This window comes from Carboxylicivirga taeanensis (assembly GCF_051851475.1).
Taxonomy (GTDB): Bacteria; Bacteroidota; Bacteroidia; order Bacteroidales; family Marinilabiliaceae; genus Carboxylicivirga; species Carboxylicivirga taeanensis.
Map to the genome: position 1 here is coordinate 237,613 of NZ_JBPUSJ010000004.1, position 14,131 is coordinate 251,743.

The following is a 14,131-nucleotide window of genomic DNA, read 5'->3' on the forward strand; positions in this document are numbered from 1 at the left end:
TGTAGCCGGATTAATAATGTTTAATCCGGCTTAATTATGTTCAAAAACTTCCCTGCTCGTTTATCACCGTGTAAAGAAAGGATATCACTTCCCTGTTCCTGCTTCAGTAAGCACTTTTCGAGGCTTTGCTTTCTTCTTATGGCTTCGCATTGTTCTGCTGTTAGCTGCCAATTAGTTTCTTCTTTAAGATTTCTTGCCAGGGTTGGATAATCAATCCACATTTTTGCTCTCCTTTTCAGAAAATACTTGCCAAGTATTTTCTTCGTTTAATAATCTTCCTGTTTTAGTGCTTTGGATCATTACCTGTTTTGCAGCGCTTGCGATTTCTCTTTGCTATGCAGTTATATTAATAGTTAGTTAAAACTTTTATTTCAACTGCTCCTGTTACTAAAAAGTTTTATTAACTAATTAGCGTTAACGGACTATGTTAAGGAACTTGGCTTATATGTATGACATAATAATATTAAAAAGTCATTAAATGTTATAATAGACATTCATCTTGGTTGTTACGATTGTTGGGTGTTTGTGCTAGGTTATTTTCATCCCATTTTATTGCGATTAAAAACCGAATGATACGATTGAATATGACCGTATGATACATAATCAGAAACTTTTTAATGACGATTATCATTAATAAAATAATTTAAAAAGTGGATTATGATTAAGAAATATTCTTAAATTGCAGACCTAAATAAGAAGATATGTCATTACACAATTATCTAAAGCTGGGATACGAAAATAACGTGACTGGTCGGTATAATAAACAGGCCGGACAAGTTATTAAGTTTCTTGCAAAACAACCAGAAGCAGAGACGATAACAGTTATTGCCAAGGGCGTAAAAGCAAGTATTCCTACTGTAACTAAGTTGGTGAATGATTTAATTGATCAAGGCTATGTTATTGAGGAAGGTAAACGGGCTACAGAAAGTTTTGGTAGAAAGCCTTCGATCTATGCTCTTAATAGGGAGAAATTTTATGTTGTAGGTGTGTCAATTAACCTGAAAAAAATTCAGCTGTACATATATGATATTTCGTTGCAGCCAGTTTTTGAGGTGATTGATGATACATTTGTGCTATCAGATACACTTGAGTGTCGGGCAGATGTTCTACAATTCATGGAAAATGAAATTGCGAACTCAGGAGTTGATAAACAAAATATTCTTGGAGTTGGAGTAACATTAACCGGACGAGTGAATGGATTAACTGGTCAGTCGTTTAACTACCTTTCTAAAGGAGATGAGTCGATTGCAGATTATTTGCGAAAAAAACTTGAATTGCATGTTTTTATTGATAACGATACCAGGGCTATTGGTTTAGCTGAGCAATACTTTTATAAAGACCAGGATTTAACCAATGCTTTAATCATTAACATTGGGCGCGGAATTGGTATGTCCATCGTTGCTAATAACAAGTTGGTGAGTGGAGGAGATGGTTTTGCCGGAGAGTTTGGGCATATGCAATTTGCTGGTAATAAAGGGAGTTTGTGTATTTGTGGCAAGCGAGGCTGCTTGGATACTGAAGTGTCGGGAAAAGCCCTCGAAGAAATGTACAATCTGGCTATTGATAGAGGAGAGAAGAGTACCTGTGAGATTTCGGACAAAAAATCGATCCACTATAGTGATATTATTGAAGCGGCTAATAAGGGGGATGGTTTAAGTATATTTTTATTACAACAGCAAGGTAAAGTATTGGGAGAGGCATTAGGTAATGTTATTAATTTGCTTAATCCACAGTGTATTATAGTTAGCGGGAGGTATGGTAGAGTAGGCGATTACTTTTTAAATGCTATCCAGTCAGGATTATACTTGTCAGCGTTAAGCAGTTTATTGCCCCAATGTAAAGTGATTAGTAGTTCAGTGCGTTCAGATATCGAAACAGTAGGAGCTGGTTCATTAGTACTAAAGAGGTTAGAAATGATTTAATTATTATGAAAAGTTTTTTGAAAATTATCTTATTATTTGCTCTTGTAGCATGTGCGCCAAATAAACCTGGCGATACTGTAATTGTTATTGGTGGCGGAGCTAGTGGTGTTGCAGCTAGTGTGCAAGCTGCTCGTCAGGGAGCAAACGTGGTGTTGATTGAAAAGTCAGACTGGCTGGGTGGTATGTTAACCAGTGCCGGTGTTAGTGCTGTTGATGGGAACTATAATTTGCCATCGGGCTTTTTTGGAGAATTCAGAGATAGTCTGGCGGCCAATTATGGGGGCTTGGATAGTTTAAAAACCGGATGGGTGAGTCATGTGCTGTTTGAGCCATCGGTGGGTAACCGTATCCTTAAGCAGATAGTGGCCGCAGAGAGCAAGATAGAGGTGCTTTATCAAACAGAATGGAAGCAGGTTACGAAACAGGAGGATGTGTATGAGGTGACCGTTGAAAAGGATGGCAAAGTATCGGTTATTAGTGGTAAAGTGTTGATTGATGCTACTGAGTTGGGCGATGTTGCTGCAGCGCTTAATGTGCCTTACGATATTGGTATGGAGAGTAAGTATGATACCAATGAATCCATCGCCCCAGAAAAAGCGAACGATATTATTCAGGATCTCACCTATGTAGCTATTCTGAAAGATTATGGTCGTGACATGAGCATTGAGCAGCCCAAGGGTTATGATCCTAAAGATTTTGCTTGTTCATGTATTAATGAGCACTGCATCAACCCAAAAGAACCAGAGCGCATGTGGTCAAAAGAGATGCTGATTACCTATGGTCAATTGCCAAATAATAAGTACATGATTAACTGGCCGATTGATGGAAACGATTACTACATCAATACCATTGATATGTCTGATGCAGAGCGCGAGGAAGCTTATCAGCTGGCCAAGGATTTTACCATGAAATTCGTATACTTTATTCAGCACGAATTGGGCTTTAAAAATTTATACCTGGCAGATGACGAATTTCCTACTGAAGATTTAATGCCGCTCATACCCTACCACCGTGAGTCGCGCCGGATAAAAGGTAAGGTTAGATTTAATTTGAATGATATTGTAGAGCCTTATAAGCAGGAAAACAAGCTATATCGCACATGTATTGCTGTTGGCGATTATCCCGTTGATCATCACCACGCGAGGTACAGCGGATGGTCTGAACTGCCAAACCTGTACTTTTATGCAATTCCTTCCTATGGCTTGCCAATGGGGACAATACTTCCGAAAAGTGTGGACAATTTTATTGTGGCCGAAAAGTCAATTAGTGTGAGTAACCTGGTAAATGGAACGACGCGTTTACAGCCTGTTGTGTTGCAAATCGGACAAGCTGCCGGTGCCCTTGCCGCCCTTGCTGTTAATGAAAATATGAATGTGGGTGACGTACCAGTTCGAACTTTACAGAATACCTTGCTGGATAGCAAGTGTTATTTATTGCCTTACCTGGATGTTCAGTTAGACCACCCATGGTTTAAATCGTTGCAACGAATTGGTTCAACGGGTATTTTAAAAGGCGAAGGCAAAAATGTGGATTGGAGCAACCAGACTTGGATTAACGCTGATTCTTTGCTTTTAGCTTCGCATCTGTCGGACTTAAACGATGTGTATCCATCGGTAAAGTTTAATGGCGAAACAGATAATTCAGTTTCGTGGAAAGAAGCCCTTCAACTCATCGATAACATCTCGGATGCAGAAGGAATTACTTTGACAAGCAGCCAAAAGGAAGAAGTATTTAGCCTTTTAAACGTCAAAGAAGGGTTTTCCTTTAATACGCCGATTAAGCGAGGTGAATTCGCTGTCTTAGTCGATTATCTGCTAGACCCATTTAATAGAAAAGCTGTTGGAATCGACGGTGGGTTCATTAATTGATTGTATTCAGACATTAAAATATAAGTATTGAAATGAAAAATAGGCGTGATTTTTTAAAGAAAGTATCAATGGCAGGAGCCGGTGCTTTTATGCTGAATGGTGCGCAAGCGTGTAACGTTGCAAAAAGTAATGTAATTTCAGATGCTGGGCAGGGTAGTGGTTTGATCGTGCCAAAAGCGCAGGGTTTAAAACTGACTGGAACATTTTTGGACGAAATATCGCATGACATTCCTCACCAAAACTGGGGAGAAAAAGAGTGGGACCAGGATTTTCAGCACATGAAAGCCATTGGTATCGATACGGTTATTATGATTCGTTCAGGCTACCGAAAGTTTATTACTTATCCAAGTAAATACCTGATTGGTAAAGGGTGCTATAAGCCAAGTACCGATTTGTTAGATATGTATCTGCGTTTGGCCGATAAGTACGATATGAAGTTCTATTTCGGCCTGTACGACTCAGGTAAATATTGGGATACAGGCGACTTGTCGTGGGAAGTAGAAGATAATAAGTACGTGATTGACGAGGTGTGGGAGAACTATGGCTCAAAGTATAAGAGCTTCCAGGGCTGGTACGTGAGTGGTGAGATTAGCCGAAAAACAAAAGGAGCAATTGGAGCATTCCATACAATGGGTAAACAATGTAAGGATGTATCGGGTGGTTTGCCAACGTTTATCAGTCCTTGGATTGATGGTAAAAAAGCCGTTCAGGCAGCTAGCTCTGGTCTTACAAAAGCACAGGCCGTATCGGTTCGCGAACACGAAAGAGAATGGAGTGAGATTTTCGATGGTATTAATGATGTGATTGATGCAGTGGCATTTCAGGATGGTCATATCGATTACGATGAGCTGGATGCCTTCTTTGAGGTGAATAAGAAGATGGCTGATAAATATGGCATGCAGTGCTGGACGAATGCAGAAACATTTGACCGTGATATGCCAATTAAATTCTTGCCAATTAAATTTGATAAGCTGCGCCTAAAGCTCGAAGCAGCTCAGCGTGCAGGCTACGACAAGGCAATCACCTTTGAGTTCCCGCACTTTATGTCGCCACAATCGGCGTATGGTCAGGCAGGGCACCTTTACAACAGGTATAAAGAATACTTTAATATTAAGTAACTATGCGGAGTGAAAATATAAAATACGTAACATTCCTATCTGTTATTGCGGCTTGCGGTGGTTTTCTATTCGGGTACGATACAGCAGTGATTTCCGGAACGATAGTCAAAGTGGCCGAGCAATTTCAGCTGGATGTTATTCAGCAGGGATGGTACGTAGGTTGCGCGCTAATTGGCTCCATCTTCGGCGTATCGGTAGCCGGGGTCGTTGGTGATAAATATGGTCGAAAGAAAACTATGGTAGCTGCGGCAGTATTATTTAGCATGTCAGCCATTGGTTGTACCATGGTCAATAGTTTTAGTGCGCTGGTATTTTACCGGATTATTGGAGGAATTGGAATTGGCGTTGTATCTATTATATCGCCATTGTACATCAGTGAACTAGCGGTAACGAGACTGCGAGGTAGTTTAGTCGCGACCTATCAATTGGCGATAACCGTTGGTTTTTTAGGTGCTTACTGGGTAAACTACCACATTTTAGAGTATTCGTCAGCGCTATCTCCAGATGCAACAGGCTTCGCTAATTACATTTTTGGCAAGGAGTTTTGGAGAGGGATGTTGGGTGCAGAAACATTACCTGCCTTAATCTTCTTTATCCTCATTTTCTTCATTCCGGAGAGCCCTCGTTGGTTAATTTCTAAAAATAATGAGGCCGAAGCGCTCAGTACTTTGAATAAAATTTACATCGGTAAAGAGGCAGTAAACCAGCAGCTAAGTGAAATTAAAACCAGTATTCAAAGTGCAGTTGGGTCAGATTGGACGCTCATAAGAAAGCCTGGAATCTTTAAGGCCATTGTTTATGGAGTACTGATTGCTATCCTTGGACAATTTATGGGAGTGAATGCTGTACTGTACTATGGACCAATGATTTTCGAGAGTAGCGGGCTTTCAGGAGGAGATTCGCTTTTCTATCAGATTCTGGTTGGTTTAGTCAATACTATTACCACGGTTATTGCCTTGCTAATTATTGATAAAGTAGGACGTAAGAAATTGGTTTATTTTGGTGTATCAGGGATGTTAATCAGCTTAGTGGCTTTAGCAGCTTTCTTTAAGTTTGGTTCAACTGACTACAGTTATCTACTACTGATCTTCTTTTTGGCTTACATTTTTTGTTGTGCCATTTCAATATGTGCTGTTGTATGGGTACTCTTATCCGAAATGTATCCGACTAAAATCCGGGGAGTGGCCATGTCAATTGCTGGGTTTTCGTTGTGGATTGGCACCTATTGTATAGGACAATTAACACCCTGGTTGTTGGAAAATGCAAAACCAGCAGGTACATTCCTCTTATTCGCTTTTATGTGTTTGCCTTATATGTGGATTGTATGGAGAAAAATACCAGAGACAGCAGGAAAGTCGCTGGAAGAAATAGAGCAACACTGGGAATAATTTAAATTAAGATTATATAATGGATTTTAAAGAATTGGCCAGCTCCTATAAAAAGGAGCTGTTTGGGAGTGTATTGCCTTTTTGGTTAGATAATAGCCTGGATATGGAGGATGGAGGATACTTTACTTGTCTCGATCAGAAGGGTAAGGTGTTCGATAGTGATAAGTTCATATGGTTACAAGCCAGGCAGGTTTGGCTCTTCTCCATGTTATATAACAAAGTTGAGAAGAAGCAGGAATGGTTGGATTGTGCAATACATGGGGCCAAGTTTCTTGCCAGCAACGGGCACGATGGAAATTATAACTGGTATTTCAGCCTCAACAAGGAAGGAAAGCCTTTAATTGAGCCTTACAATATCTTTAGTTACACTTTTGCAACAATGGCTTTCGGCCAGCTTTATAAAGCTACCGGTAACGAGGAGTATGCGCATGTAGCAAAAAGCACCTGGGAGGTTATTTTAGCAAAAAGTAGCAACCCCAAAGGAAAATGGAGCAAAGCACACGCAGGCACGCGTGAGCTGAAAGATTTTGCACTGCCAATGATTCTTTGTAATCTGGCCTTAGAGATTGAGTTTTTACTTGAACCTACTGTTCTGCACGAAACCATTGAAAAATGCATTTATGAGGTGATGAATGTGTTTTATCGTCCCGAACTGGGTATTGTGGTTGAGAATGTAACCAAAGATGGTCAGCTTTCAGATTCCTTTGAGGGGCGATTGGTAAATCCCGGTCATGCCATCGAAGCCATGTGGTTCATTATGGACTTAGGGGTGAGGCTTAACCGGCCCGAGTTAGTGCAAAAAGCGAATGAGGTGGCGCTTAAGATGATTAATTATGGATGGGATGAGCAGTACGGCGGAATCGTTTATTTTAAAGACCGCCTGGGCTATCCTCCACAGCAATTAGAGCACGATCAGAAGCTGTGGTGGGTGCATCTGGAGGCCCTTATTACGACGCTTAAAGGTTACAAGCTTACGGGTTCAGAAGAGAGTCTGGAGTGGTTTAAGAAACTGCATAAATACACCTGGGACCGGTTCCCCGATACTGCCAATGGTGAGTGGTTTGGGTATTTAAACCGCCAGGGAGAGGTATTGCTGCCCTTAAAGGGTGGCAAATGGAAAGGATGCTTTCACGTGCCACGAGGTTTATACCAGTGCTGGCAATTGCTCGAAGAATTATCACAAGATAAATAATATTGAATTAAGCAAAATCAGCGTTTCGGGAAAACAGCTAACAGAATCTAGACGTAGATCATTTTGCATCTGTACTATAATACTTCAATTACTAAAATCATTAAAATGAGGAAAAAATTCATTAAACCTTTTCGAAGGTTAGGCATTTACTTGCTCCTTTCATTCCTTTTTCTCGCATTAGAGAGCAGTGCCCAGGCACAAGTTATGGTGAGAGGAACTGTGGTCGATGAGCAAAACGAACCAGTTATTGGTGCGGCCATTATTGTTGAGAACACCACCATTGGTACCATAGTTAATATCGATGGGCGATTTGAGTTAGAGGTACCATCTAACGATGTATCTCTGCTATTTACTTGTATTGGGTTTGTTAATCAAACCGTACCTTTAAATAACCGCACCGAGCTGAATATCGTTCTAAAGACCGAAGAATTAGGGCTTGACGAAGTGGTGGTAGTTGGTTACGGTACCCAAAAACGTGCCAGTATTACCGGGGCGGTTAGCCAGATTAATGGCAAAGAGCTGGAGAAAGCACCGGTAGCAAACGTAAGTAATATGCTGGGTGGTTTAATTTCCGGGGTAATTACTAATCAAACATCAGGTCAGCCGGGTAGCGATGCTGCGAGCATTAGTATTCGTGGTGAAGGTGCCAAATACATTGTAGATGGTGTTGAGCGTGACTTCAATGAAATTGATCCCAATGAAATTGCTACCATATCAGTACTGAAAGATGCAGCTTCTGCATCGGTGTATGGTTTGGATGCCAATGCAGTGGTGATTGTGACTACCAAAAGGGGTCGAAGTGGAGCTTCACGAATATCGTTTACAGGTGGTTATGGTATCAGCTCCAATGCGAATATGCTGGAGATGTTGGATGGCCCTGGTTACGCTTACTGGTATAACAAGGCGCGTGAGATGGATGGTGATGCCCCTGTGTTTACCTCAAAGCACATTGAAATGATGCTGAATAATGATCCGTCTGATGGTTGGGGCAATACCAACTGGTATAAAGAGGCGTTTGGTGTTGGAACTAACTCCAATTTCAACCTGAATGCCAGCGGTGGAAGCGAGAAGTTACAATATTTTGTATCATTAGGTACCTACAGTCAGAAAGGAAACCTGTCCGGCTTTAATTACGATCGAATTAACATTCGTTCAAATATTGATGCCCGTGTGGCCAATAATCTGGATTTGACCTTTGATATTTCGGGTCGTATTGAAGATAGAAATTCCCCGGCTTTTAGTGGAAGTCCTAACGATTGGAACAATATTCCGCAGCAGGCGCTGAGAGCACATCCTTATGTGCCCAGTGAAATTGATGGGATACCCGTTTCAACGCGCACATCGAGTGTTTACATTAACCCCATTGCAGCAGCTGAGGAGTCTGGTTACAAAAACAATTTAAGCAATAAGGTGCAGACTAATTTAGCTTTGAATTATGAAGTGCCTTTTATAAAGGGCTTATCTGCTAAGTTTTTAGCAGCTTATGATATTAATTACCAAACGTCTAAGAATTTCTCTACACCCTACCAAACGTATGTAGCATCATTGCCATCAGCGTCAAACACTGATATTTCCTACAGTTTGACAAATGATCCGCGAGGTAACCTGGCTTCTTTAGGAGAGGGACTTAGTTATTCGGCCAACCTAACGACTAATACCAGCCTGAAGTACGAAGGGGCGTTTGGTAAGCATTCCTTTACTGCATTGGCGTTGGTGGAAACGAAGGAGCGTACTGGAAATAAGTTTGCTGCTTATGGTTATGGCTTTCCAATCCTGGAATTGGATGAGCTGGATTTTGCAAATATTCAGGATAAGACTAAGGTGTCAGGTACTAGCTATAACAGAAGGTTGGCCGGATATCTGGCACGTGTAACTTACGATTTCGATCAAAAGTACATGGCCGAAGTATCCATGCGTTACGATGGTAGCGATGTGTTTGGTGGAATGGTTGGTGGCAAACGCTGGAGTCCATTCCCGGCGGCTTCTGCCGGCTGGCGCATCTCACAGGAAGATTGGTTTGCCAATAACGTGAGCTTTATTAATAACCTGAAATTAAGAGCAGGTGTAGGCTTAACTGGTACGACAGAGGTAAGTCCTTACACTTACCTGAATACCATGCAGATGTTAGATGATCCAGCTGTTATTCTGGGAGGATCTCCTCAATCGGGTATGTACACTTCTAAGCCAGGTAACATTAATTTAACCTGGGCAAAAGCACTTCAATACAATGCTGGTATTGATGCCCATATGTGGAATGGCCTATTGGCTGTGGAATTTGATGTATTCTATAAATTTAAGTATGATATGCTTTCTTCATTGGCTGCAACTTATCCTCCTTCCTTTGGGGGCTATGTGTTTGCTTATGAAAATAACAACGAGCAGGAGCATAAGGGTTTTGAGGTATCATTAACCCATACAAACCGTATTGGTGATTTCCACTACCGGGTAGGTCTTACAGGTACTTATACCAAAAGAACTTGGTTGCGTTATGGCGATTCAGAGAATACACCTGATTGGTTAAAAGTAACTGGTAAAGAAGTAGGTGCACAAGTTGGGTTTATTGCCGATGGCTTGTTCCAAAGCCAGGAAGAAATTGATAATTCGCCAACCATCGTCGGAAAAGATGTACGCGTGGGCGATATCAGGTATCGCGATTTAAATGGGGATGGCGTCATTTCATATGATCAGGATCGTGGTTTCGTTGGTAAATCAGGGATTCCTAAGTTTGTGGGAGGTATCAACCTGTCAGGTGGCTGGAAGAATCTGGATTTCTCGATTAGGTTCGCAGGTGCATTAGGCCGTGATATTGCCTTAACAGGTGTCTACCATAACTACATCATGGATCATACGTCTATGTCACGACCATTTTACCACGGTGGTAACTCACCAAAATACCTGGTGGAGAATTCATGGCGCGAGGATAACAGAGGAGCTGAATTTCCACGTTTGTCATTAGTTCCTGCCAGTTCCAATAATGGCTATGCATCCACCTATTGGTACCGCAATGGGGATTACCTGCGCCTTAAAAACATGCAAATTGGTTACAGCATTCCTAAACGATGGATTGAAAGGGCAGGAATCGGCAATATCAGAGTATATGCTGAAGGACAGAATCTATTCACCCTAAGCCATGTAAGTGGTTATGGCATTGATCCCGAAGCACCAGGTGTTAATAGTGGCTACTATCCTCAGCAAAGGGTAATGTCTGTTGGTGTTAAATTAGATTTCTAATAATCAAATTGATAATCTTATGAAATTCAAATATTTAAAATATATCTTATTTGTCTTTGCGACAAGTTTGTGCAGTTGCTCAGATTGGCTGGATACGATGCCTAAAGACCGCGTATCAGACAAACTGGCCTGGGAAAGCTATGAGAGTATTAATATCTACCTGAACGGATTTTACCCTTATATCGATCGATATGGCAATTTTGGTAATTCTCAGTTCAAAGGGAGCATGACCGAAGGTCTGACGGAAACTTTGAAATATGGTTCATACGCTCTAGGTCCGAAAGCGGGTGATGCGAACGCTTATGTTTTTACTCCAGAAACCATGTCGCCAACCGGTAACCTTTTAGATACCTGGAGTACAACCTATGAGCGCATTCGTCGCGTAAATGAGTTTCTAGTAGGTTTGAGTAAGTACTCTCAATTAGACGAAGAGGATAATAATGTGGTGGAAGGCCAGGCACTTTTCTTCAGAGCCTTTTTGTATTTCCAGCTGGCGAAGCGTCACGATGGGGTTATTCTGTACACTAACATGGACTTACAGAAAGATAAGCCACGTGCAACAGCCGCGGAAACCTGGAATTTAATTGAAGAGGATTTGGATAGAGCGGCTGAATTGCTACCGGCCGAATGGACTGGTTCTGAAAAGGGCCGCATCACTAAAGGAGCAGCCTGGGCCTTTAAATCCAGGGCCATGTTGTACGCTAAGCGTTGGCAAAGTGCCAAAGATGCTGCCACCAAAGTTATAGAGCTTGGTAAATATAGCCTTGTCGATAATTATGCAGAGGCTACAGTTGGTAATAATACGGAGTCTATACTTGAATATAATTACCAGATTCAAGGACCAAATCACTCTTTCGACAAAGATTATGCAACCTTTGGTGAGATTGAGAACCAAGGTGGCAGTGGAACACCTACTCAGGAAATGGTGGAGAGTTACGAGCATAAGGATGGTGGTTCAGTAGACTGGAGTGCCTGGCATACAGAAGGAGGTACAACAACAACTCCTCCTTACCAGGAGTTAGATCCCCGCTTTCATGCAACAGTTATTTACAACGGATGTACCTGGATGGACAATGTAATGGAAAACTGTGTGGATGGAACATTTGGGCGTTACATGGGCTATCGCGATGAAACGTATGCTCAGGGTCGAACAACAACCGGTTATTACTTGCGCAAGTTCCGTGATGAGTCAAATACTGATTTAGTAACTTACAAGAGCACGCAAACATGGGTTGAGCTGCGTTTAGCTGAGGTGTATTTAAACCGCGCAGAAGCTAACTATCACCTCAATAAAAGTGGTGAGGCAGTGGCGGACTTAAACGTGGTAAGAACACGTAATGGTTTCGGTATACCTGCATTGGCTCCTATTTCTGGGGGTGAATTATTCAAAGCCATCCGTCAGGAACGTAAAGTTGAATTGGCTTACGAAGGACATTTGTATTGGGACATGCGCAGATGGAAATTGGCTCATGTTGAGTACAATAACTACCGGGTGCATGGTCTGAAAATTACTCCTAGCGGCAGTGGTTACAATTACCAATATGTGGATTGTGACTTGCAGGATCGTAAGTTTTTAGAGAAGAGTTATGTGTTACCTGTTCCTTACGATGAACTGGCTAATAACTCAGCCATTGAACAATATGATGAATGGAAATAACTATTAGACTATGAAAAAGATATTAACAGCATTTATTTGCATTACACTTGGCGTTATGAGTGGTTGTCAGCAGCCAGACGACCTGAAGCCATCCGTATCAAGAGGTGGAATTAACAGCATTAAGGCCAAGTTTGCTGATGGTAGCGGAGAATTCACCGGAACCATTACCGAAGGAAGTAATAAAATTGTGATTCCAATTCCTTACTACTTCCCTGAAAGTAGCAATAACCAGGTAACAGCCGAACAATTGCAGCACATGCGCATGTCTGCTAACCTTGATGATAATGTGATCATTAGCCCGGCTCTTTTGTACATGGATTTGAATCAGGAAAATGTGATTACATTAACGGATCAGGTGAAAGAGAAAAAGGAATATATTATTACCAGCGAAATTTATAAAAGTAACCAATGCCAAATAAAAGAGTTTGCATTACCGTCATTGGGTTTAACTGGCATTGTCAATGAAGAGTCAAAAACAATAACGTTGGTTACGACAGATATTATTGAACCGGCTTTGGCAGAGGTAACACTCTCATACCATGCCACTATTTCGCCCGATCCATCGGTGGAAAAGTTAGACTATGAAGGGGGTTTTGACTTAACGGTAACTGCACACGACGGGGTTTCAAAAAGTGTATATTCGGTGATGAAGAGTGCTCCGAATAAACTGCCATATGGTATCCGTTTAGGAAGTGGCAAACTTATGTTTGCAAAACATCTGAAGTCTGATTTGGGCATTACAGTTGATAATGTTACCGGTGGTATTGCTGCTACAAAAGATTTTGTTGCAATTAATACACGGAATCTTAACAGCATCTATATCGATCCTAAAAATGGTGAAATGTTGGGTGAAATTGAATTAGGGGCTATCAAAGGTGGTTTGACAAACTTCTACAGCACTGCCGATGATGCAGGTAATGTTCTGGTTTGTAACCTGGCTCCTAATGCTGGTAGCTTTAAAATATGGAGTATTAAAGGTCTTGGCGCTGCACCTGAGTTGTACATCGAATACGCAGGTGGTCAGGCAATGGGACGGAAGATGTCCATTCAGGGAAGTATTAATAGTGATGCCATTATTACTGCGCCAATTTTAGCCGCCGGACAAAAGTTTGCTCGTTGGACCGTGGTTGGAGGCGTGTTAACATCACAAGAGCCTGAAATCGTTACAATGAGTGGGTTAGCAAATGGATGGGGAGCACACTGTGATATTGTATATACCTCCAATACAGATGTGACCAGTGACTACTATGTTGCATCTTCTACCGACAATACCTTTGCATGGGTAGATGGCTCAACGAATACGGTAAGTATGGCGTTGGACGCAGTTAATACACAATTTTATACAAATGCTGTAGATTACACCCAGTTTAATAATGCCAAATACACATTGCATAATTGGGTAAATGGGTATCCTTATGCATCTGCTGATGTGGTTTGGCTACTGGATGTTACCAGTTCAGCTACCTTCAGAGGTAATCCTGAAACCGGTACCTGTGGGGCTGTTGTTTGGGAGTGCGAGCGTAACAAATTTGGTGCAAATGCTGTGACACCAGTAGTTGCTAATGCCAATGGAACAGGTGATGTGGCCATGGTTACTTCAGAAGATGGCTTCTTCTTGTATGTTTACTTCATGTTTACCAACGGATATGTAGTTGGATACCAGTTCGACTGTCTAGATATCTGAGTTTAATTTGACTTGGTGCTTGTTAAAGCAAGCACCAGGTTTTTGGATAATTAATGTAACAGTAATAACAA

General features: G+C 41.5%; 9 protein-coding genes. 8 read left to right on the forward strand and 1 reads right to left on the reverse strand.

Annotation, left to right across the window (positions count from 1 at the left end; genetic code table 11):
• Positions 1–20: 20 nt before the first annotated feature.
• Positions 21–221, reverse strand: a complete 201-nt coding sequence (locus tag ACSX1H_RS08215; protein WP_439183368.1) for a hypothetical protein — start codon at positions 219–221, stop codon at positions 21–23.
• Between the two features lie 480 nt (positions 222–701).
• On the opposite strand from ACSX1H_RS08215, the gene ACSX1H_RS08220 reads away from it, so the two are divergent.
• The 8 genes from ACSX1H_RS08220 (at position 702) to ACSX1H_RS08255 (ending at position 14,060) form a co-directional block, all read left to right on the forward strand.
• On the forward strand, positions 702–1,922 hold the full coding sequence (locus ACSX1H_RS08220) for an ROK family protein (protein WP_439183369.1): 1,221 nt from the start codon (positions 702–704) through the stop codon (positions 1,920–1,922).
• A 5-nt stretch (positions 1,923–1,927) separates the two neighbouring features.
• A complete protein-coding gene (locus ACSX1H_RS08225) occupies positions 1,928–3,790 on the forward strand; it encodes an FAD-dependent oxidoreductase (RefSeq protein WP_439183370.1) in 1,863 nt (620 codons plus the stop codon).
• Between the two features lie 32 nt (positions 3,791–3,822).
• Positions 3,823–4,908: a DUF4434 domain-containing protein gene (locus ACSX1H_RS08230; protein WP_439183371.1), complete on the forward strand. Its 1,086-nt coding sequence runs from the start codon at positions 3,823–3,825 to the stop codon at positions 4,906–4,908.
• Between the two features lie 2 nt (positions 4,909–4,910).
• Entirely contained in the window at positions 4,911–6,296 is a 1,386-nt protein-coding gene (locus tag ACSX1H_RS08235; RefSeq protein WP_439183372.1) for a sugar porter family MFS transporter, read from the forward strand.
• 19 nt (positions 6,297–6,315) lie between these two features.
• Complete coding sequence (locus tag ACSX1H_RS08240; RefSeq protein ID WP_439183373.1) at positions 6,316–7,488, forward strand: n-acyl-d-glucosamine 2-epimerase; 1,173 nt, start codon at positions 6,316–6,318, stop codon at positions 7,486–7,488.
• 105 nt (positions 7,489–7,593) lie between these two features.
• Positions 7,594–10,719: a SusC/RagA family TonB-linked outer membrane protein gene (locus tag ACSX1H_RS08245; protein ID WP_439183374.1), complete on the forward strand. Its 3,126-nt coding sequence runs from the start codon at positions 7,594–7,596 to the stop codon at positions 10,717–10,719.
• A 19-nt stretch (positions 10,720–10,738) separates the two neighbouring features.
• The gene (locus ACSX1H_RS08250) at positions 10,739–12,376 is read left to right on the forward strand and encodes a RagB/SusD family nutrient uptake outer membrane protein (protein ID WP_439183375.1); all 1,638 of its coding nucleotides are present in this window, start codon (positions 10,739–10,741) and stop codon (positions 12,374–12,376) included.
• A gap of 10 nt (positions 12,377–12,386) precedes the next feature.
• Positions 12,387–14,060, forward strand: coding sequence for a DUF5018 domain-containing protein (locus ACSX1H_RS08255; protein ID WP_439183376.1), 1,674 nt, complete (start codon positions 12,387–12,389; stop codon positions 14,058–14,060).
• The last annotated feature ends 71 nt before the right edge of the window (positions 14,061–14,131 follow it).

Excerpts from the sequence above, each read along its gene's own strand:
- ACSX1H_RS08230 (WP_439183371.1), top strand. The coding sequence starts at position 3,823 with ATGAAAAATAGGCGTGATTTTTTAAAGAAAGTATCAATGGCAGGAGCC.
- ACSX1H_RS08220 (WP_439183369.1), top strand. The coding sequence starts at position 702 with ATGTCATTACACAATTATCTAAAGCTGGGATACGAAAATAACGTGACT.
- ACSX1H_RS08215 (WP_439183368.1), bottom strand. The coding sequence starts at position 221 with ATGTGGATTGATTATCCAACCCTGGCAAGAAATCTTAAAGAAGAAACT.
- ACSX1H_RS08235 (WP_439183372.1), top strand. The coding sequence starts at position 4,911 with ATGCGGAGTGAAAATATAAAATACGTAACATTCCTATCTGTTATTGCG.
- ACSX1H_RS08250 (WP_439183375.1), top strand. The coding sequence starts at position 10,739 with ATGAAATTCAAATATTTAAAATATATCTTATTTGTCTTTGCGACAAGT.
- ACSX1H_RS08240 (WP_439183373.1), top strand. The coding sequence starts at position 6,316 with ATGGATTTTAAAGAATTGGCCAGCTCCTATAAAAAGGAGCTGTTTGGG.
- ACSX1H_RS08225 (WP_439183370.1), top strand. The coding sequence starts at position 1,928 with ATGAAAAGTTTTTTGAAAATTATCTTATTATTTGCTCTTGTAGCATGT.
- ACSX1H_RS08245 (WP_439183374.1), top strand. The coding sequence starts at position 7,594 with ATGAGGAAAAAATTCATTAAACCTTTTCGAAGGTTAGGCATTTACTTG.
- ACSX1H_RS08255 (WP_439183376.1), top strand. The coding sequence starts at position 12,387 with ATGAAAAAGATATTAACAGCATTTATTTGCATTACACTTGGCGTTATG.